The following is a 23,904-nucleotide window of genomic DNA, read 5'->3' on the forward strand; positions in this document are numbered from 1 at the left end:
CAGGATTTAATTTGAAGATTATTACATTTGCAAAAAAAATAATTATCATACATCAATTATTATTACTATGAGTATACCAGCAGGTTTAAAGTACACTAAAGACCACGAATGGGTGAGTTTAGAAGGAGATATTGCAACAGTAGGAATCACGCATTTTGCTCAAAAAGAGTTAGGTGATATTGTTTATGTTGAAGTAGAAACTTTAGACCAAACCTTAGCAAAAGATGAAGTTTTTGGTACTGTTGAAGCAGTAAAAACAGTTTCTGATTTGTTTTTACCTCTATCGGGTGAAATTATAGAATTCAATACCGGACTAGAAGATGATCCTGAACTGGTAAACACTGATCCTTACGGAGCAGGATGGATGATAAAAATAAAAGTTTCAGATTTAGCTGAATTTGATACCTTATTAACAGCTGAAGGATATAAAGAACTGATTGGTGCTTAAGAAAATTTGTTTAGGAATTGCTCTCTTATGGACAGGAATTATTCTGTACATGTGTTTGGTGCGAATGAGTGAGCTTCCTGCAATAACAATTCCTTATGTCGATAAATTCGTTCATGCTTTTTTTTATTTTGTATTTAGTGCTTTGTGGTTTTATGCACTCCGTTTTTATTTTAAAAAACAAAGCCGGGATAAGCTTTTGAAAATAGTTTTATTGATGGCATTCCTTTTTGGTATCGCAATAGAACTGTTTCAAAATTATTTTACAACATACAGAAGCGGAGACCCTTTGGATGTTTTAGCAAATACAAGCGGTTCATTAGTGGCTGTTATGACTATTGCTTTTTTAGATAAAAATAAAAACTGTGAATAAACAGAAAATCCTGCTTCGGCGGGATTTTTTTTTAAGATTTTCTTTTACTGTTTGTTCCATGCTGCAGTAAATATGGAGATTCTGCCAATAGCTGAAGTCTGTTTTATTTTCTGATAATTCAATAAAAAATGTCTTAAAAAGAATTTTAAATAGTATTAAATGTATTTTTGTGGACAGAGCAGTTTATTAAATGGACAGTAAATGGATATTCGGTTATTTTTAGATTCAACTTATTTAAAAACTGCTTTTCAGGCTGGACTTGATGAAAGTCAAAACCAGGCTGTAGTAAAGCAGTATATTAGTGAAGCTATTCAGGAAGGTTTTAAATTAATTATGATTCGTCCGGAAATGGTTGCTTTATCTCATAGTATGATTTCTGAAGCAGGTTCACTTCTTCAAACAGGAACCGTGATTGATTTTCCGCTGGGAAAATCGGCTGTTGAAGATAAATTAGCACAAGCGAATCAGGCCATTGCTGATGGTGCTGACGAATTGGATTTTGTGTGCAATTATGAGGCTTTTAAGAAAGGAGAGACAGAACTGGTTAAGGAAGAAATTTTAAGAGGAACGCAATTGGCTTTAGCCAATAATAAAATAATAAAATGGATTATCGAAGTTGCTGCTTTGAGCGATAAACAGATTATTCAGTTGTCAGCTTTGATTAAAAATATTGTGATTGCCAATTTTAAGGAAACTGATTATGCCAGAGTTTTTGTTAAATCTTCAACAGGATTTTATAAAACAAAAAATGATGAACCTAATGGTGCTACTATTGCTTCATTAATTATGATGTTAGAAAATGCATCTCCACTTTCAGTAAAAGCTGCAGGCGGAGTACGTAATTATCAGGATGCTGTGGACATGATAAAATTAGGAGTAAAACGCATTGGTACATCGGCAGCAAAAGCTATTGTAAATGGAGAAAACAACCAAAATAAGTATTAAGTTTATAATGGAAACAGGTATGAGAAAAAGCCTCTTGGTTTTATTTTTATGTTTTATTACGGGGTTGGGTCATGCCCAAAATCAGGATTCAAATTCAGAATCAGTTTTAAGTGCACGACGATTTCCTGTTTTTCCTGACTGTGAAAATCTGGAAAATCAAAATTTAGAAAATTGTTTTTATTCAGAAGTCCAGGATTTTATATTTCAAAATTTTGTTGTTCCGGAAAATTTAATGCAGCACAATTTTAAAGGAAATGTAAAAGTACTTTTTGAAGTGGATGTGAATGGCATTTTTAAAGTAATTTATGTAAATGCTGTGGATGAACAATTAATTGATGAAGCAAAGCGTGTTTTTGCAAAATTTCCTAAAATTAATCCCGGAACATATAATGGAAGACCCGAATATTCTAAATACAATATTACCATTGCAATTCCTTTAAAAAGTACCGAAACTATTGCAAATGAAAATCTGGTTAAGGCTGATTTTCTTAGAAACACTACTAAGCAGCTTACAGAATTAGATAGTATTGTTTATAAAAAATACAACAATCCCGAGTTTGAAAGTCATTTAAATATTCCTTTTTCGCATAGTTATTATGCGCAATTTGACGCCGCTATCAATAAGGTGGGCAGTAATAATCATACAGCTTCGAAGCCTTTTTCATATGCTGAAGTTTCCAAATACTATAATTTTAAAAAAGAGAATGAAAAACTGAAAAAAAAGGCTACAGGCTGGTGGACCCGAAAATTGTGGAATGAAAATACAGTAGAAATACGTGGCGAAGATTATTGGTTCTCTCTAAATCCGGTATTGGATTTACAATTGGGTAGAGCTTCAGGGAACACTTCAGTCAATACTTTTGTGAATACAAGAGCTGTTAATTTTAGAGGTGGGTTAGGAGAAAAACTTAATTTTTCGACTACTATTTTTGAAAGTCAGGGACGTTTTGCAGCTTATTTCAACCGCTATGCTGAATCAATAAAGCCTTCCGGAGGAAACCCGGCTATTATTCCGGGAATGGGAATTGCAAAAGGTTTTAAGGCTGATGCGTATGATTTTCCTTTGGCGGAAGCCAATTTAACTTTTTCGCCAGGCAAATTTTTTGATTTACAATTGGGATATGGCAGGAATTTTATTGGTGACGGTTACCGCTCTCTGTTAGAAAGTGACGGCGCTAGTCCGTATCCGTATTTTAAATTAAATACAACATTTTGGAAACTAAAATATACTAATACCTTTATGTGGCTCAAAGATGTCCGGCCTGAGGTAACGGAAGATAGAACGTATGCTACTAAATTTATGGCTAATCATTATCTGAGCTGGAATGTTTCCAATAAATTGAATTTAGGATTTTTTGAGTCAGTAGTCTGGGCTAATACGAACGACAGAGGTTTTGATGCTAATTTTATCAATCCGATTATTTTTTACCGTTCGGTGGAGTTTGGTTCTTCTTCAAGATCCGGAAATGCAGTTCTGGGGCTGACATTTAAGTATAAATGGGATAACCAAATTAACTTTTACGGCCAATTTATTTTAGATGAATTCTCTTTAGGAGATATTAAAGAACGTGATAATAGCTGGAAAAATAAATACGGTTATCAGTTAGGTGCTAAGTATTACAATGCTTTTAATGTAGCTAATTTGTTATTCCAGATTGAATATAACAGAATTCGTCCTTATGTGTATTCCCATTCTGATCCTATTACAAATTACGGGCATAACAATCAAAGTTTAGGACATCAATGGGGCGGAAATTTCAGCGAGTTTTTAGCTATTGCGCGTTATCATAAAGGAAGGCTTTTTGCAGATGCTAAATTTACGATTGGCGTAAGAGGATTTGATTTTGCTGATTCCGGCGCAAATTCTAATTATGGAGTAAATATCTACCGTGATTATGATGAAGAACGTTTTGCTGATTCAGATGTAAAAGTAGGGCAAGGTAATAAAACTGATTTTTTTATGGCTGATATTCAGGGCGGTTATCTGATTAATCCGTCAACCAATCTAAAACTATTTGCGAGTTATATTTACAGAGATTTTAAGCCGGTGCAAAATACCGCTACGACTATTAAGGAAAGTACCAATTGGTTTTCTGTCGGTTTGCGTTCGGATATTTTTAACTGGTATTTTGATTATTGATATGATATTGCGGTCTCGATAGGGTAGGTACTCTCGAGAGAATCGTGAACTCAGCAGAAGTACCTGAAGAATAGTGGTGTTCATCAAAAATTTAATTTATAAAAAGAAATGTTGTGTATTTCTAAAAAATAGAAAAATACTGCAAAATATCAGAATGAATATTATTGAGTAAAATGTTTTGGTTTTTACTTGAGTTTAAAAAATGACTTAAATTTTTCTTCAACAATATTTTATGATTAGTTTTTTGCCAATTCCCTTTCGATGCGTTACTTTTGCAGCAGTTTTATAAAAACGTAATGAAAACGGCATTGAGCACAACTACAAATACACTTTCACTTAAAGCGATTTTTACCGATTTTAAAGAAATCACTAAAGCTGGATTGGCTATTAGCGTGTTGTTTTCTTCTATAGCCGGATATTTACTGGGTTTCAATACTGCACAGCCTTTTCAGTGGTCTGTTTTACTGATGTTGTGTGTAGGTGGTTACTGTATGGTAGGCGCTTCTAATGCTTTTAATCAGGTTATTGAAAAAGACATTGATGCTTTGATGGACCGTACTAAAAACCGTCCTGTTCCATCGGGAAGAATGTCTGCTAATGTTGCTTTATTTGTAGCAAGTTTGCTTACTGTAATAGGGCTTACCTTATTGTATTTGATTAATCCCAAAACTGCTATGTTTGGGGCAATTTCGATATTTTTATATACCAGTGTTTATACTCCGTTAAAAACAGTGACTTCCTTGTCTGTTTTTGTGGGAGCATTTCCTGGCGCTATTCCGTTTATGCTGGGCTGGGTTGCGGCAACAGGGAATTTTGGTATTGAAGCAGGAACTTTATTTTTAATTCAGTTTTTCTGGCAGTTTCCTCATTTTTGGGCAATCGGATGGTTTTTGTACGAAGACTATGAAAAAGCAGGGATTTTTATGCTGCCTACCGGGAAGAAAGATAATGGAACGGCTTTGCAGGTTATTTTGTATACTGTTTGGCTGATAATTGCTTCTTTATTACCTTGTGTAGGTTATACAGGAAAGTTGTTTATTTCTCCTTATGCGGCAGTAGTTGTATTTTTATTAGGACTTTGGATGCTGTATTATGCAGTGAGGCTTTATAAAATTAAAACTGCAAAAGCAGCGCGAACATTAATGCTGGTAAGTGTTTCTTATATTTCGTTGTTGCAATTGGTTTATATAATTGATAAATTTTTAAGATAGTTATGGAAGTTTCAATAACGGCTCAAGAGCAAAAAGAGAGAACGGCAAGATCTTATAAGCTGATTTTGTTGTTTGCTATGATTAGTATGACTATGATGTTTGCAGGACTTACCAGTGCTTTTGTGGTAAGTAAATCCAGAGTAGACTGGTTAAAAGATTTTGAATTGCCAACAGCTTTTTATTTTAGTACAATAATAATTATTGGGTGTAGTGTAACTTTTTACACGGCAAAAAAAGCAATCGAAAAAGACAATCGTAATAAAACCACTACGATGCTTCTGGCTACTTTAGTTTTAGGAGTTTTGTTTGTGGTATCACAATTTGCAGGTTTTGGTCAGATTATAGAAAGTGGATATTACATGACAGGTCAGGGAAGCTCGATAACAGTGACTTTCTTGTATATTATTGCCTTTATGCACCTGTTGCACCTGGCGGGAGGATTAATTTCACTTTTAATTATAATTTATAATCATTTTAAACAAAAATACAATTCGACTCAAACTCTTGGTATAGAACTAGGTGCAATGTATTGGCACTTTCTAGACTTGTTGTGGGTTTTATTATTTTTATTTTTATATTTCTTTAAATAAGAAAAAAACGTAAATTTGGGAACTTTTTAACGAATAACTTTTATGGAAGCGACAGTTACTACTGCAAATAGTGAAAAAACTTGGGGAGGCGGCAATGAGCCTATGAACGCAAGTTATGGTAAAATGATGATGTGGTTTTTTATCGTATCAGATGCCTTAACGTTCTCTGGATTTCTAGCGGCTTATGGGTTTTCTAGATTTAAATTTATTGAAACTTGGCCATTGGCCGATGAAGTGTTTACTCACTTTCCATTTATGCATGGAGTTTCTGCTCCAATGTATTATGTGGCATTAATGACTTTTATTTTGATTTTCTCATCTGTAACAATGGTGTTAGCTGTTGATGCAGGTCACCAAATGAAGAAAAATAAAGTAATTGTATATATGTTTTTAACCATTATTGGTGGTTTGATTTTCGTTGGTTCACAAGCCTGGGAATGGAAAAATTTCATTAAAGGGGAGTACGGAGCTATCGAAACAAAAGGAGGAAGTATTCTTCAGTTTGTTAAAGACGGCAAGCAAATTGCTTTAGCTGATTTTGCTGTTAAGTTACCTAAAGAAAGAGAGCAGTTGACCAGAAGCCATGGTACATGGTTTATGGAAGAAGCTGATATGGCTTCTTACACTGTAGCTGAGGTTCAGGCAGGTTTTAAAGCAAATCCGGATGTGTTGATCAGAACTGAGCTTATAAAAGACAAACAAAAAACAATTCTTTCCAGAGCCGAGTCTGAAGAAAGATTAGCTGATGCAGCTGTAGTGGTTGAAGGAGCAAATCTAATCAGAAATGAATATGGAAGTAAGTTATTTGCTGATTTCTTTTTCTTTATAACCGGTTTCCACGGTTTCCACGTTTTCTCAGGAGTTATTATCAATATTATTATTTTCTTTAATGTATTGCTTGGAACTTATGAGAAGAGAAAAAGCTATGAAATGGTAGAGAAAGTTGGATTATACTGGCACTTTGTTGACTTAGTTTGGGTATTTGTATTCACCGTTTTCTATCTGGTTTAATTTTTAAAGTTTATTTATTATGTCACACGAGCATGTATCAAATATAGGTAGAATCTGGAAAGTATTTGGGATTTTATCAGTAGTTACAATTATAGAAGTTGTTTTAGGTATTTATAAACCGGACGCTTTGCACCACGGTCATTTTCTTGGTTTAAGTTTGTTAAACTGGATATTTTATGCCCTTACAATATTTAAGGCATACTACATCGTTTGGGCTTTTATGCACCTTGAGGGTGAAACTGCAAGTCTGAGATGGTCTATCGTTTCAACGGTTATTTTTCTTGTCGTATACTTACTTTTCATTCTGTTGACTGAAGGGCATTATATTTATGGGGTTTTTAAAGATTCGACCATTAAATGGAATTTTTAACACTATATTAATTCAAAAAAAGGGCACGCATTTGCGTGCCTTTTTTTATTTTTGCATTTAAATTATTTCAAGTCTGATGAAAAAAAATATTGTTCTTTTTGTATTATTCGTTTTGCCAATTGTAGCTTATCTTTTTTTTGCTTCAGGCGTCAACAGTTTTACAAAACTTCCTGTTATTACTCCCACAGTTGCTGATTTAGGCAACTGGAAATCTTTAAATGGAGAAAAGGTTACATTAGACAATAAAATTACTATTCTTGGTTTTTCCGGGACACAAATTTTAAAAAACAGAGGCAATCTCTTTAATCTGAATGAAAAGATTTATCAGCGGTATCATAGTTTTCAGGATTTGCAGTTTGTTATGGTATGTCCTTTAGGAACAGAAAAAGATGTAAAAAGCATTATGGATGCTTTTGATGATTTTACCGATGTCTCCCAATGGCATTTTGTGTTTACTACTCCTGATGAAATTCAGACTTTTTATAATCAGTTACAATTAGTGGGTAAATTAGATGCTGACTTTGGTACGTCAAATGTGTTTATTATTGATAAAAACAGAAATTTAAGAGGTCGGAAAGAGGAAAAAGAATATAAAGAAGGTTACAATACTTTTCATCCCTCTGAGCTGAGTAACGATATGTTAGATGATTTTAAAATTATCCTTTATGAATACCGTGCAGCTCTTAAGAAAAATCATAACGCTAGCAAACAATTGTAAATCTACTTTTTATGTTCAAAAATAAATCATATATCGGAATTTCGTTTATCATTTTAATTTTTGGAATTTATGCAGTTCCCAAAATTATTTCGCGTATTCAAAATGGAGCTGTCGTAAAAGTAGACCGTTTGGATAAAGTATCTTCCGAATCCAATGCTGAAGGAGGTTTGGTGAAAATAGGTCCGGCACCAAAATTTGAATTGGTTAATCAGGATAATCAAACCATAAGTAATGCAAGTTATAAAGGTAAGGTATATGTGCTGGAATTCTTTTTTACAACTTGCCCCTCTATCTGTCCTAAAATGAATCAGAATATGTTGATTCTGGAAAAGAAATTCTTTGGGAATCCTAATTTCGGAATTGTTTCTATTACTATAGATCCTAAACATGATACCCCTGAAGTTTTAAAATCGCATGCAGAATTGTTAGGGGTTAAATCCTCCAACTGGCATTTTTTAACGGGAGACAGACAGGAAATTTTTGATTTGGCTAATAAAGGATTTAATCTTTATGCAGGAGAGAACAGCAAAGTAAACGGTGGGTTTGAACATTCAGGAATGTTTGCTTTGATTGATAAAAATGGAAATATCCGTTGTCGAAAAGACGATTTTGGCAATCCAATTTTATATTATGACGGATTAGAAAAATCAGGTGTGAGAGATATTCAACAGGATATTAGTATTTTATTAGCAGAATAAATCATGGAAAATCAAAATTTAGAAAAAAAATATAATAAGTGGATTGTAACTTTATCGATTGTAATTCCACTAGTGGTTGCGCTGCTTTTTGGTGTTAATTTAAGAAAATTAGGATTTGACGTACAGCCGCTTTCTTTTTTACCCCCAATTTATGCTACAGTAAACGGGATTACTGCTATTCTGTTAATTCTGGCTGTAAGAGCTATAAAAAGCGGAAAGGTAAGTTTGCATGAAAATTTAATGAAAACCGCTATAGCTTGTTCTGCTGCTTTCTTAGTGATGTATGTAGCCTATCACATGACCTCTGATTCTACTAAATTTGGAGGTGAAGGAGTTATTAAATATGTATATTATTTTATATTGGTCACCCATATTATTTTATCTATAGCTATTATCCCACTTGTATTGATTACGTATGTTAGGGCATTGGCACAAGTGTTTGATAAACATAGAAAAATTGCCAGAATTACTTTTCCTATCTGGTTGTACGTTGCAGTTACCGGTGTAGTAGTTTATTTAATGATCTCTCCATATTATGTTTACTAAAATCAGAAGTCAGAAGTCAGAAGTTGCAAGTCATAATGGAAAAATGAAGATTCTGTTTTCTATTTTCTATATTCTATTCTCTGTTACTACAAATGCCCAATGTGCCATGTGTAGAGCTGCTTTAGGAGGAGATGCTAATAACGCTCAGGCGGAGGCTGTCAATGACGGAATTGTTTATTTGATGGTTATTCCTTATTTGCTGGTAGCGATTATTGGATATATGATTTATCGAATGAAGAAAAATAAATCAAAATAATTATTTTAAGCCATCAACACTTATGTTGATTTCGCCGTTTACTTTTACAAAAGCAATAATGGCATTCTGGCTGAGTTCTATTTTTTGAAATTGTATATCTTCCATTTTTCCATTTACAAAAACACCCGGCATAGGAGAATAGTTGTTCAAATAATTGAGCATTGTCTTTTTTCCTTCTTCAAGATTAGGCTGAATGGAATAACGACAGCTTTCCTGAATTTTTCTTAATATAATTCCCTGCGCCAGCCAGTTTGCGGTACGCATCAGTTTATTTTTAGTATCCAGAACATAATCTAATCCGTCAAAATATATTTCTTTTTTATCGGAATTGTATTTAGGAAATCCAGCCAAGTATACCGTTCCGTTTATGGAACCGCTTAGATCTAATGCAATGACCATCTTACCGCTTTTGTGCCAGATGTTAACGTCCTGTACTTTGGTTTTTTTGCTTCCGGAACTAAATTCCTGACCGCTAAAGTTTTTCTTCATTATTCTGGAAGCGTCCTGATAACTGGAAACGGTTACAATATTTGCTGTAATCTGATTTGGAATTCTGGTTACAGCTTTTAAAGTGATTTTATTAACATCAAATTTAGATTCGGGAATTTGCCCTATTATAGTTTCCATATTGCATTTCATTCCCATTTGCAATACAAACGAATCGTTTTTTAGATGTGCTGCTGTCGAATAGATTTCAGCTGGAACTATCCTCAGCCAGCTTTCGTAGGCTTCATTCATTTGAAAAGGAGTACAGATTTTCTCTAAAGCTGCCAGAACATTTGGTTTAAAATCCATAGATTTCGCAATAGTCTCATCAATCTTTTTTTCAATTTTAGATTTAAATAATTTAATCGACGGATTTATTAAGTAGGTAACAGGCATGTTTTTACCAAAAACGGTCATTGTCGGGCTTTCATTCCACTCTAAAGAGCCTAACTCAGTTTGAGTTTTGAGTTTCCAGTTGTTTAAGTTTACCGTGCTGTTCAGGGTTATTACACCGTTTAAATTAAATTCCTTAGTGTTATATAGGTTAACACCCATTGTTTTGGTGCCAATACGGTATTTTACTGTCGCTTTTAGCGGAAGTATAGTGGTTATTTTTTGGTTATTAGTTTGATTATTTTTTATAGAAATAGGAGCAAGTTTCCAGATTTTCATCTCAATGTCATCATCTTCGATATTTTTATCTTCATAGATTAAGCCGTTCAGAATAGTGTTAGTCTGATTTTCGATGTCTTTCAGTTTTATAGTAATAGGTAAATTAATAAAAGAAGGAACATTATTGTACACTATCGGACTGGCATCATCCGGTTCTGGTTTTAATGTAGCAATTTTTTGAGTCGAAGCACAATTAGTTAAAAGAAATAAAACGGAACAGACGTAAAATAGCGAGAGAAATCTCATTGTAAGAATAGTTTTAGTAGTGACAAAATTACAAAAAGAAATGAATCATTATTTATAACAAATGAAATTTGATATATTTGATACTCAGAATTAAAAAGTTAAAATAATTATTAACGTTTTATTATCAAAAAAAAGGTAATAAAATTCATATTATTGCTTTAAAATTTGACCGCACCATGATTGAAATCAAAGATTTACATAAGTCCTATAAAATGGGAAGTTCTGAACTTCATGTGTTAAAAGGAATTAATTTTAATATCAAAGAAGGGGAGTTGGTTGCTATCATGGGATCATCAGGATCCGGAAAATCTACACTTCTCAATATTCTGGGAATTCTTGATGAAGCTGATTCCGGCAGTTACATTCTGGATAAAACTCCCATAAAAAAACTAAATGAAACCGTTGCTTCCAGATATAGAAATAAATTTTTAGGATTTGTATTTCAGTCTTTCAATTTAATCAATTATAAGACAGCACTTGATAATGTTGCAATGCCTTTATATTATCAGGGTATAAAAAGAAAAGAACGTTATGAGATTGCAATGAAATATCTGGAGAAAGTAGGTTTAGGAACGCATTATCATCATTTGCCCAATGAACTTTCGGGAGGACAAAAACAGCGGGTTGCCATAGCCCGAGCACTGGCATCGAATCCTAAAGTATTGCTTGCTGATGAACCTACCGGAGCTTTAGATACAAAAACTTCGTATGAAGTTATGGAGCTGATTCAGGGGATTAATGATGAAGGGAAAACGATTTTGATAGTTACTCATGAACCGGATATTGCAGCCATGTGTAAAAGAAATGTGGTTCTGAAAGACGGATTAATCATTGATGATAAAATGGTAGAACAGGTTAGAGCTTCGTCTTATGTTTAATATTGAACGCTGGCAGGAAATATTTGATGCTATTTCTAAAAACCGCTTAAGAACTTTTCTTACCGGAGTTTCTGTGGCTTCAGGGATTTTTATTCTGGTGATTTTATTAGGAGCCGGCAAGGGACTTCAGAACGGAATTGAAAAACAGTTTGAAAATGATGCTGAAGGAATTATCGAAGTCTGGTCGAATGTTACTACCAAACAATATAAAGGTCTGAATCCTGGCAGACAGATCCAGTTGCGTAACAGCGATTATGATCTTCCGGTAAAAAAATATGATTCGGAAATTAATAAAAAATCAAAATCCAGAATAACCTGGGGTGGTGCAGTTACATTTGGAAAAGAATCAGGTAATTATCAGCTCAGAGGTGTCAATCCTGATTATTTGTCACTTGAAAATGCTACAATCATCCAGGGGCGATTTATAAATGATAATGATTTAAAAAATCATGAAAAAGTTGCGGTAATAGGACTGAAGATTAAACAGGATTTGTTTAAGGATGCTGATCCTCTTGGCAAAATAATACTGGCTAATGGAATCAATTTTAAAATAATAGGCGTTTTTACGGATCCTGCAGGAGAAAGAGAAGAATCCAGAGTATATATGCCGGTAACTACCAGCCAACGCGCTTTTGGTGCTGGTGATAAAATAAGCGGAATGATGTTCGTGTTGAATAAAAAAGCCAATTATGACGAAGCATTAGCCCAATCAAAAAAATTCACCGAGGGAGTGAAAGAATTATTAAAAAGTAAAAATATCATTGCGCCGGATGATGACAGTGCTATCGGAATTTATAATTCGGTAGAAAATGCAAAACAATTTTACGACTTAAATCTCTATATCCGATTGTTTTTCTGGTGGGTAGGTATTTGTACTATTATTGCGGGTGTGGTAGGGGTAAGTAACATCATGTTGATTATCGTAAAAGAAAGAACAAAAGAAATTGGTATCAGAAAAGCACTTGGTGCTTCGCCGTTTTCTATCATTTCCATGATTCTTCATGAATCTGTCTTTATTACCACTATTGCCGGTTTTTCAGGTTTATTAGCCAGTTTGCTTTTGCTGGAAATAGCGGGGCCAATGGTACAAAGCGAATATTTCAGAAATCCGGAAGTAGATTTTGGTGTAGCATTAACAACGCTTGTTTTACTTGTGTTTGCCGGAGCAGTAGCCGGTTTTTTTCCTGCCTACAGAGCTGCTAAAATAAAACCGATTGTAGCACTCAGAGATGAATAATTATGTTTAGAAAAGATAATTGGGAAGAGATTTTACAGGCCTTAACGGCTAATGTTTTTAGAACGATTCTAACAGCATTTGGTGTTTTCTGGGGTGTTTTTATATTGGTAATCCTGCTTGCCGCAGGAAATGGTTTAGAAAATGGTGTAAAAAAAGGTTTTGACGGAATAGCTACTAATACCATGTTTATGTGGAGTCAGACTACCTCTAAAGCATATAAAGGACTTCCTAAAGTACGTCGTTATGATTTTAGAAATAGTGATGTTCAGTCTTTAAAACAGGCTCTGCCTGATTTGTTATATGTTTCGCCTCGCAATCAATTGGGTAATTTTAATGGTACAAATAACGTGGTCAGAGGGACAAAAACGGCTGCGTTTACAATTTATGGGGATTATCCGGAACTCATTAAGCAGCAACCTATGGATATTGTTCAGGGACGTTTTATAAACCAGCAGGATATCAATGAAAAAAGAAAGACAGCAGTTATAGGGAAAGGAGTTATCGCTGCACTTTATGCAAAAGAAGAAGAAGTCATTGGGACATACATAAAGATTAACGGAATTAATTTTATGGTAACCGGAGTGTATAAATCGAAACAGCAGGGAGGAAATGCAGAAGAGGAACAGAAAAATATTTTTATTCCGTTTACCACATTTCAGCAAGCCTTTAATTACGGAGATAAAGTAGGATGGATGGCACTTACCGCTAAAGACGAAGTATCTATTACTAAATTAAAACCAAGAATTTTAGAGTTAATTAAAAATTTACATTCTATCAATCCAAAAGATGACAGAGCAGTGGGGAATTTTGACTTATATGAAGAATTCAATAAAGTACAGAGTCTTTTTACTATTCTAAAAATCATCGCTTATTTTGTTGGGACTCTGGTATTGTTGTCAGGGGTTATAGGAATTTCAAATATCATGCTTATAGTGGTTAAAGAACGTACTAAAGAAATAGGAATCAGAAGAGCTTTAGGAGCCACTCCGGGAGCAATCCGCAGTCAGATTTTAACTGAATCCATCTTTCTGACTATTATATCGGGTATGTTAGGAATAGCTGTCGCAACAGGCGTTATTATGCTTTTAAATGTTTTTTTAGATTCGATGCCACCAGAAAGCAATATGATGTTTGCTAATCCCAGTGTTGATTTACGGGTTGTATTTATAGCACTGTTAATATTGGTAGGTTCCGGTCTGCTGGCAGGTTTAATACCTGCTCAAACAGCAATTAACGTAAAACCTGTAGATGCTTTAAGAGCAGAATAAATGATCAGTCAGAATAATCGATTAAACCATAAACAAAAATGAAAAAAGGAATAACGATAGCCATTTTAGTTATCATTGTAATAGTTTTTTTTGGGGCGCTTTACTATTTGTATGCAAAAAATCAGGCACCCTCAATAATTTTTAAAACTGAAAAGCCTACCATTAAAACTATTGTGAAAAATACTATTGCAACAGGTAATATTCAGCCTAATGAAGAGGTCTTAATTAAGCCTAATATTTCAGGAATTATTGAAACAATATTTATTAAAGCCGGTGAAAAAATTAAAGCTGGCGATAAAATTGCTAAAATTAAGGTTGTAGCCAATGTTTCTAATGTGAGTAGTACCCAAAATCAGGTGCAGACAGCCAAAATTGCATTAGATAATCAGGAGAAAATTTTTCAAAGACAAAAAACATTATTTGAAAAAGACGTTATTTCGGCCAATGATTTTGATGGCGCACAATTAGCTTACAATCAGGCAAAACAAAATTATCTGGCCGCTAAGCAAAGTCTGGATATTGTAAAAACAGGAACAACATCTTCGTTAGGAAACTATGCCAATACACTGATTCGTTCTACAGTAAACGGAATGATTCTGGATGTTCCTGTAAAAGTAGGAAATCAGGTTATCGAAAGTAATAATTTTAATGAAGGAACTACCATTGCCAGTGTTGCTGATGTGGGAAGAATGATTTTTGTTGGAAAAATTGATGAATCAGAAGTAGGGAAAATCAAAGAAAATATGCCTATTGAAATTACAGTTGGTGCTATTGAAAATAAAAAATTTGATGCGGTTTTAACTTATATCGCTCCTAAAGGTGTTGCGGAAAATGGTGCTATCCAGTTTGAAATTAAAGCTTCTCTGGAGAATAAAGATGCCACTTTTATCCGGGCTGGTTTAAGTGCAAATGCTTCGATTATTTTAGAAAAAGTGAATAAAGCAGTGGCAATTAAGGAATCCTTAGTGCAATTCGATAAAAAAACTCAAAAACCATATGTCGAAATCGAAACAGCTCCTCAAAAATTTCAAAGAAGAGAGGTGGTTTTAGGAGTGAGTGACGGCATTTATGTTCAGGTTAAAAGCGGTATCAAAAAATCAGATAAAATTAAAATCTGGAACCAGGGTTTGATTGCCGAAGGAGATAAAAAATAAATTGAAGCCTGAAAAATGCCTTTTGGTTTAAAAAATGTTAAATTTGCGTAGTGTCTTACTATGCTTTCATTCGAAAAATATGAAAATAAAAAAATACAATCATTTTGTTTTTGCAGTATTATTGGGGTTTAGCTTATCAGGCCAGGCACAATCAAAACAATGGACACTGGAAGAATGTGTGCAATATGCTCTGGACCATAATATCTCTATCAGACAATCAGAACTAGACACACAATCTGCAGCTATTGATAAAAAAGATGCTTTTGGCAGCTTTTTACCTTCTGTTTCCGCTTCGGCTTCTCATTCCTGGAATATTGGTTTAAATCAGGATATTACTACAGGAATTTTGCAAAATCAGACTACGCAGTTTACTTCTGCCGGAGCCAGTGTAGGAATTGATATTTACAGAGGTCTGCAAAATTTAAATACCTTAAGAAGAACAAATCTTTCTATTGTTGCAGCAAAATATCAATTGCAAAAAATGAAAGATGATATTGCATTAAATGTTGCCAATGCTTATTTGCAGGTACTTTTTAACAAAGAAAATTTAAAAGTACAAAATGAACAACTGGCAATTGATAATAAACAATTAAACAGAACTCAGGAACTGGTAAATGCCGGAAATTTGCCTAAAGGTGATTTATTAGATGTTAAGGCCACTATTGCTGCTGACAATCAAAAAATAATCAACGCAGAAAATGCTTTACTAATCTCTAAATTAAGTTTAGCACAACTTTTACAATTGGAGAGTTTTGATAATTTTGATATTGCTGATACAAATGAATTTCAAATGGAGCAAGATATACTTTCTGAAACTCCTACAGCCATTTACGATAAGGCCAGACAAGAGCGAATGGAATTAAAAATAGCTCAGACTAATTTAGAAATAGCGCAAAAAAATGTAATGATTGCAAAAGGAGCTTATCAGCCAACTTTGAGAGGTTTTTACAATTTTAATAGTCGTGTTTCTTATGCGGATGTTGCTTTAAGAGATAATACAGGTGCTGTTATAGGGACACAATCACCCCCTAAATTTATAGATCAGTTTAATGATAATAAAGGACAGTCTTTTGGATTTCAGTTAAACGTTCCCGTTTTTAATGGTTTTTCTGTTAGAAATAATGTAGAACGTTCTAAAGTAAATTATGAAAAATCAAAAATAGCTTTAGAGCAACAGGAATTAGATTTAGAGCGTAATGTATATACAGCCTTTACAGATGTTAAAGGCGCTTTGAAAGCTTATGAAGCAGCAATCGAAGCATTGGATTCCAGGGAGCAATCGTATAATTATTCCAAAGAAAAATTTGAAGTAGGACTGATGAATTCATTTGATTTAAGCCAGTCACAAACCTTGCTTTCAAATGCGCAGTCGGAAGTTTTAAGAACCAAATACGATTATATTTTTAAAACAAAAATATTAGAATTCTACTTTGGAATTCCAATTATAAAAAATTAATAAAGTTATGTCAAAGAAAAATATTTATATCCTTCTGGCTGTTTTTATAGTCGTAATCGGAGTATTACTTGTTTTAGGTAAAAAAGGAATTTTAGGAAATAAAGAAGACTTTAAAGAAATAGAAATTGCCAAAGTAGTTCCTATGACTATTGTTGAGACAGTATCAGCAACCGGTAAAATTCAGCCGGAAATAGAAGTGAAAATTGCTCCTGAAGTTTCCGGAGAAATTATTCTGTTAAATGTAAAAGAAGGTCAGGTGGTTAAAAAAGGAGATTTATTAGTGAAAATAAATCCTGATTTATATACTTCAAGCTATAATCGTTCTTTATCCAATTTATCAGGTAGTAAAGCCGGATTGACTCAAAGTGAAGCCTCTTTTAAAGAAGCTAAATCCAGTTATGAACGTAATAAAACCTTATATGAAAAAGGAATCATTTCAAAATCCGACTGGGACAAGGCAATCGCATCATATGAAGTTGCTAAAGCCACTAAGCAAAATGCCTTTTATACGGTTCAGAGTGCTTCGGCTTCAGTAAATGAAGCAAAAGATAATTTAGGGCGTACTACAATTTATTCTCCTGCCGACGGGACTATTTCGGTATTGAATGTTGAATTAGGTGAACGTGTTTTAGGAACACAACAAATGGCAGGAACGGAACTTCTAAGAGTTGCCAACTTAAATAATATGGAAGTAGAAGTAGATGTGAATGAAAATGATATTGTGAAGATTAAAGAAGGCGATGAGGCTAATGTGGAAGTAGATGCCTATCTGAAAAAGAAGTTTAAAGGGGTGGTAACAAGTATTTCTAATTCGGCAAGTTCTGATTTAACAGCAGATCAGGTAACTAATTTTAAAGTTAAAGTTCGGATTTTAAAAGAATCCTATGAAGATTTGTTACAAGGTAAACCTGAAACCTATTCCCCATTTAGACCAGGAATGACAGCTACAGTAGATATTATTACCAAAACCAGAAAAAATGTTCTGGCAGTGCCAATTAGTGCAGTGGTTGTAAAATCCGATACAACAGCCGTTTCTGTATTGGATAAAAAAATGCCTGAAGAGAAAGAAGAAAATAAAAATGCAGCTCCAAAAAGCGATAAAAAATTTGAGTGTGTTTTTCTGAAAGTAGGAGATAAAGCTAAAATCACGATTGTTAAAACCGGAATTCAGGATGATACTAATATTGAAATCTTAAGCGGAGTTAAAAAAGGAGATAATGTCATTACAGGACCTTATACAATAGTGAGTAAGGAATTAAATTCGGGAGATAAAGTAATGGTGAAATCTCAAAATAATAAGAAATAGATTTTACTTTTTTATTCTTTTTTTAAATTTTAAGACTTTTGTAAAATAAAAGAAAATACATTGAACAATTATATACTTAATATAGAAACGGCAACAAAAAACTGTTCTGTTTCCATCGCTAAAAACGGTAAAACTATTATTTGTAATCAAATTGCCGAAGAAGGATATTCTCATGCTGAACGTTTGCATGTATTTATAGAAGAGAGTATCGCTGCCGTCGGAATTAATTTTAAAGATTTAGTTGCTGTTGCAGTAAGTCAGGGACCGGGTTCTTACACAGGATTGCGGATAGGTGTTTCGGCTGCAAAAGGATTGTGTTATGCATTAGGAATTCCGTTAATTGCAGTAGATACTTTGCAGGCATTAGCAGCTCAGGCTAAAGTTGATGATGGATTAATTATTCCGATGCTTGATGCCAGAAGAATGGAAGTGTATAGTACTGTTTTTTCTGCCAATTTAGAGCAAAAAAGAAGCATTCTTGCAGAAGTTATAACAGAAGAATCTTTTCAGGAATTGGAGGAGAAATTGTATTTTGTGGGTGATTGTGCCGATAAGTGTAAAGAAGTATTAACTAAATCTAATTTTGTTTTTTTAGAAGATATAAAATATCCGTCCGCTAACGAAATGAGTGTTTTGAGTTATGAAAAATTCTTAAAAGAAGATTTTGCAGATGTGGCTTATTTCGAGCCATATTATCTGAAAGATTTTATGATAACTACTTCTAAAAAATAGTAATGAAAGAGTAATACAATAAAAAAAGCGTTTCGGTAGAAACGCTTTTTCGGTTTTATAGTGATTTTGTTTTAAGCGTTAATCGCTTCAACCTGAATTCTATCATCGTTAAGCATGCTTTTTAACATGTTTTCGATTCCTGATTTTAAAGTAAAAGTAGATGATGGACAACCGCTGCAAGCACCCTGAAGAATTACTTTTACAGTTTTACTTTCTTCGTCATAGGATTCAAAAGCAATATTTCCGCCGTCGGCAGCTACAGCCGGTTTTACATATTCCTCTAAAATATTAATGATTTGTTGAGAAGTAACATCCAGTTTATCAAACTCTTCCGTTTTTATTTGTTCTTGTTTTTCGGCATTGATAGTTACACTTTCGTCAAGAACTACACCGCCATTTTCAATATATTGTTTGATGAAAGTTCGTAGTTCTAATGTGATTTCGTCCCAGCTGTTCAAATCGTATTTGGTTACCGAAATATAGTTTTCGTCAATAAAAATTTCTTTTACATAAGGGAATTTGAATAATTCTTTTGCAAGAGGAGAAGCTGCAGTCTGGTCAATATTTTTAAATTCAACAGCGTTTTTTGTCAGCATTCGGCTTACCACAAATTTCAAAGCTGACGGATTAGGAGTTGTTTCTCCGTAAACGGTAACAGGTTGTTTTTTAGGTTTATTTTCATCCAGTGTAATGATAGTTCCTCCTTTGTTTACAAATTCCTGAATTTGTTCAGCAACTGCTTCTTTAACATCATCCCATTCTACTATACTGAATCTTTCTACTGCTATGAAATTACCTGAAATGTAAACAGTTTTTACAAACGGTAAATAAAATAATTGTTGCGCCAGAGGAGAAGATTTAGCCTCGTCTATATTTTTAAACTCAAAACTTTCATTCTTGGTGATAAAATCCTCAAACTCAAACTTTAATATTGTTGGATTTTGTGTTTCTTTGATAGTTATTTTTGTCATGATTTTTGTAAATTTTTACAAATTTAGTAAAGTTATTTTCTATGAATAACTATATTTGAATTATTAATGAATAAATTAACTTAACTTTTGTTTTTGGACAGAGTTTCTTTCAATTTTTCAATTCACTTTGATTAATATTTTTTAAATGTATACTAAAATTAGATACTTTGTCATCTGTTTTTTTATTGGTCTGTGTGCCTATTCCCAAGAAGGAATTCCGGTATATTCTGATTATCTTTCGGATAATTATTACTTACTTCATCCTTCGATGGCAGGAGCATCTAATTGTACTAAACTCAGACTCACTGCCCGGAAACAATGGTTTGATCAGGAAGATGCACCTGCGCTTCAGACTTTAAGTATTAATGGAAGAATAGGAGAAAAAGCAGGAGGCGGAATTATTCTTTTTAACGATAAAAATGGTTATCATTCTCAAAAAGGTATAAAACTTACGTATGCATATCATTTAATGTTTTCCAGAGATGAAATCGATTTGAACCAGTTGTCTTTTGGGATCAGCGGAGGTTTAATTCAGAGTAATCTGGATGAAACTTCTTTTTTACAATCAGGAGATTTTGATCCAACGGTTAATGGAACAATTGTTCAGAAAGATTCCTATTTTAATGTTGATTTTGGGATGTCCTATAATTATCTGGATTTTTATGTTCACGGTACCGTTAAAAATGCAATTGAAACCCGACGAGAAATTTATAGTGGTGTAGAAAGTGATAATTTAAGAAAGTATATTCTGAGTACAGGATACATTTTTGGTGACAAATCCAGAATTTTATGGGAACCTTCAGTACTGTTTCAATACACCGAAACAACGACAGAAAAGGCAATAGATCTGAATTTGAAAGTTTATAAAAATTTGGATTTTGGAACTTTGTGGGGAGGTTTGTCTTATAGAAGCAGTTTTGACGGAGCAGAGTTTAATACAGGAAACGGTACTTCTAAACAAAGATATCAATCTGTAACACCCATTGTTGGTGTTAATTTCGGCAATGCGATGTTTGCTTATACCTATTCCCATTTAGGTGGGGATGTAAAGTTTGGTACTGGTGGATTTCATCAGATTACCTTAGGACTTAATTTATTCTGTAAGCGGGAGAAATACGAATGTAACTGTCCGGCAATTAATTAATTTTATTCAAAATGATAATCAAAACCATCAAAGGCAAATCACCTGCTATTCCTGAGGATTGTTACATTGCTGAAAACGCTACGATTGTAGGTGATGTAAGTTTTGGGACATCTTGCAGTGTTTGGTTTAATGCAGTCTTAAGAGGTGATGTTAATTATATCAAAATAGGCAACAAGGTTAATATTCAGGATGGCGCTGTGATTCATTGTACGTATCAAAAATATCCCACAATTATTGGGAATAATGTTTCAATTGGACATAATGCGATTGTTCACGGTTGTGTGATTCAGGATAATGTTCTCATAGGAATGGGAGCCATTGTAATGGATAATTGTACTGTAGAAAGTAATTCGATTATTGCGGCAGGTGCTGTAGTTACTCAAAATACCGTAGTCAGTTCAGGTTCAATCTGGGCTGGGGTTCCGGCTAAAAAAGTGAAGGACCTTAATCAATCCGATTTTGCAGGTGAAATTGAACGTATTGCAGACAATTATCTATTATATTCCAGCTGGTTTAAAGAGGGAGAATAAAAAATGAAGTTTCGCAACTTTCACTTATTGGAATGCATTTATCAGTCAATACTATTTTCTTTTTCTGAATATTATAATTTAAAATAATTTTTCCTCCACAAGATATTTGTTACCCAAAATGTTTTCTAACACTTTTGGATTGGTATTGGTGTAAAAAATGGGCGTGTTATTGTTATCTGTATTAAAACCGATTGTGTGTAATACATTCTGCGTTTGTCTGGCCACTGCCAAACCGGAATCAATTATATGAATGTGATTGGGGATAATTTTTCTTATTTGAGGGATAAGATAGGGGTAATGACTGCAGCCCAGTACAAGAAAATCAATATTCGCTTCAATCATTGGTTCTAAATAAGAATGAAGTAACTGATTCATTTCTGGTGATTCTATTTGTCCGTTTTCAATCAGTTCCACTAGTCCATAGCCTATCTGCTCAATGATTTTGGTGTGATGGTAGATTTCGGTGGTTTTATGGAAAAGCTCACTGTTTAAAGTTCCCTTAGTAGCCAGGATACCTATGATTTGTGTTTTTGAGTTGGTTGCAGCGGGTTTGATGGCTGGCTCAATTCCTATAAACGGAATGTCATAATGTGCTCTTAATTCTTTTATGGCATTAGTAGTAGCAGTATTGCAGGCAACTACAATTAATTTGCAATTCATGTTAAGCAAAAAATCGACGTTTTTCATGCTTAAACGGATAATTTCCTCTTTGGATTTCTCTCCGTAAGGAGCATTTTTACTGTCGGCTAAATAAATGGTTTTTTCGTTAGGTAAAAGATTGTGAATCTCTTTCCAGATCGAAGTTCCTCCTATACCGGAGTCAAAAACACCTATGGGCTTATTGTTATCCATTAAAACAAATTTAATAGCTGGCGATTAATTTTCCTAAGAATTAGTTATAAAAAAACCGCTCGATTCTGTGTAGAAAAAAGAGCGGTTTAATTTTTTTGCTTTGAATACTAGAATCCTAAGTCTTTTTTAACGTCAGCTGTAATGTTTGGTCCATCAGCTAATAAAAGACTAGCACCGTCTAAAACGTATTGATATCCTTTAGCTTTCCCCACTTTTTGGATAGAAGCTCTTACTTTTTCCATTAATGGTTTAACGATATCAGATTCTTTTTGTTGCAATTCTTTTTGAGCATTGTCTCTAAAGTCAGTGATTCTTTTTTGCATATCCTGTACTTCTTTAGCGCGTTCAGTGTTTACAGCATCAGTTACTGTTGTAGTTTCAGCTTCGTATTTTTTCAATTTTGCCTGATATTCTTCAATCATTTTTTTATAGTCGGCATCATATGTAGTGCTTAATTTTTCTAATTGATTTTGAGCATCTAGCATAGCTGGCATTTTTGTCATTATCTCACTTACATCTACATGAGCTGTCTTTGCTTGAGCGCTGATAGTCTGATTTGCTCCAAAAGCGAATAGAGCGGCAATTAATAAAGTTTTAATTTGTTTCATTGGTTTTAAAATATTAAGTAATTAATTTATTGTTTTAATTTTTCTTCTCTGGCGGCTTTTATAGAGTCTCGCTGTCGAATAATTTGTAATCTTCTTTCTTCTAATGCTTTTTTACGGTCTTCAATTATTTTTTTTCTGTCTTCAACAGCTTTTTCTTTAGCTTCTATAGCTTTTTGTTTGGCTATTTCGGCTTCTGTAGGAGCGTCTTCTTGTACAGTTTTTGGTTCATTTGTTATAGCGGGATTAGCGCTGTTTGTTTTAGTTGTTTCAGAAACCGTGCCATTTTTTTTGGCAGCCCTGTCATCCAGAATTTTTTGTCTGCGTTCTTCGTATTCTTTTTTCTTTTGTTCCTGAGCTAATTTTCTATCAGCTAATATTTTTTCTCTGGCCGCTTTTCTTTCATCAAGAACCTTTTGTCTTTCGGCAAGATTTGGATTATCGGCTATTGCATCTTCTTTCTCTTCTTTTTCCTGTTCTGCAGCTAATTCTTTTTTACTGAGCTGTTCTCTTTTTTCTGTACGATTGATTATCCTTAATACCTGATCGCTGATGTCAAATCGTTTATCCGCAAACAATAAGGTTAAATCAGAAGATTTATCAAAGATAAAATCATATTTTTTTGCTTCGGCAATGTCCTGAACTGCTGTGAATACCTGATCCTGAATAGGTTTAACTAATAATGATTTCTGGCTCATTAATAAGCCATTAGGACCAAACCTTTTTTGCTGCAAATCTAATAATTCATTTTCAAGGAATGTAATTTCTGTCTCCCGTTCTTCAATTAGTGATTTGGTTAAAAGAGGTTTTTCTGCTGTAAGTGCTTCTTTAACTTTATTAATTTCTAATTTTTTACTTTCTATTTCCTGTTTCCATTTTTCTGCTTTTTCCTCTAGTAATGCATTTGTTTCTGTGTAACTGTTTACATTTTGTAAAATGTATTCCATGTCAATAAAACCCACTCTGTTTCCACGGGTTTGCGAATGCACACTGCTGATAGCGATCGAGGCTAAAAATAGAAATAAAAAATGTTTTCTCATAACTTAAAGTATTAGAAAATCAGA

General features: G+C 33.6%; 26 protein-coding genes. 21 read left to right on the plus strand and 5 right to left on the minus strand.

What is annotated here, in order from left to right:
• Nucleotides 1–67 precede the first annotated feature (67 nt).
• From gcvH to ACSV4D_RS00625, 12 genes are all read left to right on the plus strand, one after another.
• Nucleotides 68–448: a glycine cleavage system protein GcvH gene (gene gcvH, locus ACSV4D_RS00570; RefSeq protein WP_408080881.1), complete on the plus strand. Its 381-nt coding sequence runs from the start codon at nucleotides 68–70 to the stop codon at nucleotides 446–448.
• Nucleotides 441–818 (plus strand): VanZ family protein, encoded by a 378-nt coding sequence (locus ACSV4D_RS00575; RefSeq protein ID WP_439226749.1) that lies wholly within the window; start codon nucleotides 441–443, stop codon nucleotides 816–818. Before gcvH ends, ACSV4D_RS00575 begins: the two co-directional genes overlap by 8 nt.
• A 201-nt stretch (nucleotides 819–1,019) precedes the next feature.
• A complete protein-coding gene (gene deoC / locus ACSV4D_RS00580) occupies nucleotides 1,020–1,763 on the plus strand; it encodes a deoxyribose-phosphate aldolase (RefSeq protein ID WP_439226750.1) in 744 nt (247 codons plus the stop codon).
• Between the two features lie 19 nt (nucleotides 1,764–1,782).
• A complete protein-coding gene (locus ACSV4D_RS00585; protein WP_439226751.1) occupies nucleotides 1,783–3,903 on the plus strand; it encodes a gliding motility protein RemB in 2,121 nt (706 codons plus the stop codon).
• A gap of 296 nt (nucleotides 3,904–4,199) precedes the next feature.
• Nucleotides 4,200–5,114: a heme o synthase gene (gene cyoE, locus ACSV4D_RS00590; protein WP_439226752.1), complete on the plus strand. Its 915-nt coding sequence runs from the start codon at nucleotides 4,200–4,202 to the stop codon at nucleotides 5,112–5,114.
• Between the two features lie 2 nt (nucleotides 5,115–5,116).
• Complete coding sequence (locus ACSV4D_RS00595; RefSeq protein ID WP_439226753.1) at nucleotides 5,117–5,704, plus strand: cytochrome c oxidase subunit 3; 588 nt, start codon at nucleotides 5,117–5,119, stop codon at nucleotides 5,702–5,704.
• 42 nt (nucleotides 5,705–5,746) lie between these two features.
• Nucleotides 5,747–6,715: a cytochrome c oxidase subunit 3 gene (locus ACSV4D_RS00600; RefSeq protein ID WP_439226754.1), complete on the plus strand. Its 969-nt coding sequence runs from the start codon at nucleotides 5,747–5,749 to the stop codon at nucleotides 6,713–6,715.
• 19 nt (nucleotides 6,716–6,734) lie between these two features.
• A complete protein-coding gene (locus ACSV4D_RS00605) occupies nucleotides 6,735–7,085 on the plus strand; it encodes a cytochrome C oxidase subunit IV family protein (protein ID WP_439226755.1) in 351 nt (116 codons plus the stop codon).
• Nucleotides 7,086–7,161: 76 nt separating this feature from the next.
• Nucleotides 7,162–7,803: a hypothetical protein gene (locus tag ACSV4D_RS00610; RefSeq protein ID WP_408080889.1), complete on the plus strand. Its 642-nt coding sequence runs from the start codon at nucleotides 7,162–7,164 to the stop codon at nucleotides 7,801–7,803.
• A gap of 11 nt (nucleotides 7,804–7,814) precedes the next feature.
• A complete protein-coding gene (locus ACSV4D_RS00615; RefSeq protein ID WP_439226756.1) occupies nucleotides 7,815–8,501 on the plus strand; it encodes an SCO family protein in 687 nt (228 codons plus the stop codon).
• 3 nt (nucleotides 8,502–8,504) lie between these two features.
• Nucleotides 8,505–9,047, plus strand: coding sequence for a DUF420 domain-containing protein (locus tag ACSV4D_RS00620; RefSeq protein WP_439226757.1), 543 nt, complete (start codon nucleotides 8,505–8,507; stop codon nucleotides 9,045–9,047).
• Nucleotides 9,037–9,303, plus strand: coding sequence for a hypothetical protein (locus ACSV4D_RS00625; RefSeq protein ID WP_408080892.1), 267 nt, complete (start codon nucleotides 9,037–9,039; stop codon nucleotides 9,301–9,303). The genes ACSV4D_RS00620 and ACSV4D_RS00625 overlap by 11 nt, the downstream gene beginning before the upstream one ends.
• On the opposite strand, the gene ACSV4D_RS00630 is transcribed toward ACSV4D_RS00625, so the two are convergent.
• A complete protein-coding gene (locus tag ACSV4D_RS00630) occupies nucleotides 9,304–10,707 on the minus strand; it encodes a DUF4403 family protein (RefSeq protein ID WP_439226758.1) in 1,404 nt (467 codons plus the stop codon).
• Between the two features lie 176 nt (nucleotides 10,708–10,883).
• Between ACSV4D_RS00630 and ACSV4D_RS00635 the strand changes: the two genes are divergently transcribed.
• The 7 genes from ACSV4D_RS00635 to tsaB all read left to right on the plus strand — a co-directional run bounded on the left by ACSV4D_RS00635 (nucleotide 10,884) and on the right by tsaB (nucleotide 18,738).
• Complete coding sequence (locus ACSV4D_RS00635; RefSeq protein WP_408080894.1) at nucleotides 10,884–11,585, plus strand: ABC transporter ATP-binding protein; 702 nt, start codon at nucleotides 10,884–10,886, stop codon at nucleotides 11,583–11,585.
• A complete protein-coding gene (locus ACSV4D_RS00640) occupies nucleotides 11,578–12,822 on the plus strand; it encodes an ABC transporter permease (RefSeq protein WP_439226759.1) in 1,245 nt (414 codons plus the stop codon). Before ACSV4D_RS00635 ends, ACSV4D_RS00640 begins: the two co-directional genes overlap by 8 nt.
• Before the next feature lie 2 nt (nucleotides 12,823–12,824).
• A complete protein-coding gene (locus ACSV4D_RS00645; RefSeq protein ID WP_439226760.1) occupies nucleotides 12,825–14,090 on the plus strand; it encodes an ABC transporter permease in 1,266 nt (421 codons plus the stop codon).
• 38 nt (nucleotides 14,091–14,128) lie between these two features.
• Complete coding sequence (locus ACSV4D_RS00650; protein ID WP_439226761.1) at nucleotides 14,129–15,244, plus strand: efflux RND transporter periplasmic adaptor subunit; 1,116 nt, start codon at nucleotides 14,129–14,131, stop codon at nucleotides 15,242–15,244.
• Between the two features lie 79 nt (nucleotides 15,245–15,323).
• Nucleotides 15,324–16,700, plus strand: coding sequence for a TolC family protein (locus ACSV4D_RS00655; RefSeq protein ID WP_439226762.1), 1,377 nt, complete (start codon nucleotides 15,324–15,326; stop codon nucleotides 16,698–16,700).
• A gap of 7 nt (nucleotides 16,701–16,707) precedes the next feature.
• Entirely contained in the window at nucleotides 16,708–18,006 is a 1,299-nt protein-coding gene (locus ACSV4D_RS00660; RefSeq protein WP_408080899.1) for an efflux RND transporter periplasmic adaptor subunit, read from the plus strand.
• A gap of 60 nt (nucleotides 18,007–18,066) precedes the next feature.
• Nucleotides 18,067–18,738 carry a tRNA (adenosine(37)-N6)-threonylcarbamoyltransferase complex dimerization subunit type 1 TsaB gene (tsaB, locus tag ACSV4D_RS00665; RefSeq protein WP_439226763.1) on the plus strand — a complete coding sequence of 224 codons (672 nt, stop codon included), beginning with the start codon at nucleotides 18,067–18,069 and terminating at the stop codon, nucleotides 18,736–18,738.
• Between the two features lie 71 nt (nucleotides 18,739–18,809).
• Here tsaB and ACSV4D_RS00670 read toward each other — a convergent pair whose 3' ends face one another.
• A complete protein-coding gene (locus tag ACSV4D_RS00670; RefSeq protein WP_408080901.1) occupies nucleotides 18,810–19,709 on the minus strand; it encodes a NifU family protein in 900 nt (299 codons plus the stop codon).
• A 145-nt stretch (nucleotides 19,710–19,854) separates the two neighbouring features.
• On the opposite strand from ACSV4D_RS00670, the gene ACSV4D_RS00675 reads away from it, so the two are divergent.
• Nucleotides 19,855–20,853, plus strand: a complete 999-nt coding sequence (locus ACSV4D_RS00675) for a PorP/SprF family type IX secretion system membrane protein (protein ID WP_408080902.1) — start codon at nucleotides 19,855–19,857, stop codon at nucleotides 20,851–20,853.
• Nucleotides 20,854–20,864: 11 nt separating this feature from the next.
• Nucleotides 20,865–21,383, plus strand: a complete 519-nt coding sequence (locus ACSV4D_RS00680) for a gamma carbonic anhydrase family protein (protein ID WP_439226764.1) — start codon at nucleotides 20,865–20,867, stop codon at nucleotides 21,381–21,383.
• Nucleotides 21,384–21,461: 78 nt separating this feature from the next.
• Here ACSV4D_RS00680 and murI read toward each other — a convergent pair whose 3' ends face one another.
• From murI to ACSV4D_RS00695, 3 genes are all read right to left on the minus strand, one after another.
• Complete coding sequence (murI, locus tag ACSV4D_RS00685) at nucleotides 21,462–22,235, minus strand: glutamate racemase (RefSeq protein WP_408080904.1); 774 nt, start codon at nucleotides 22,233–22,235, stop codon at nucleotides 21,462–21,464.
• 107 nt (nucleotides 22,236–22,342) lie between these two features.
• A complete protein-coding gene (locus ACSV4D_RS00690; protein WP_408080905.1) occupies nucleotides 22,343–22,843 on the minus strand; it encodes an OmpH family outer membrane protein in 501 nt (166 codons plus the stop codon).
• Between the two features lie 26 nt (nucleotides 22,844–22,869).
• Nucleotides 22,870–23,880: an OmpH family outer membrane protein gene (locus tag ACSV4D_RS00695; RefSeq protein WP_439226765.1), complete on the minus strand. Its 1,011-nt coding sequence runs from the start codon at nucleotides 23,878–23,880 to the stop codon at nucleotides 22,870–22,872.
• Between the last annotated feature and the right edge of the window lie 24 nt (nucleotides 23,881–23,904).

Origin of the sequence: Flavobacterium sp. ARAG 55.4, assembly GCF_051846875.1 — a bacterium.
GTDB classification, from domain to species: domain Bacteria; phylum Bacteroidota; class Bacteroidia; order Flavobacteriales; family Flavobacteriaceae; genus Flavobacterium; species Flavobacterium plantiphilum.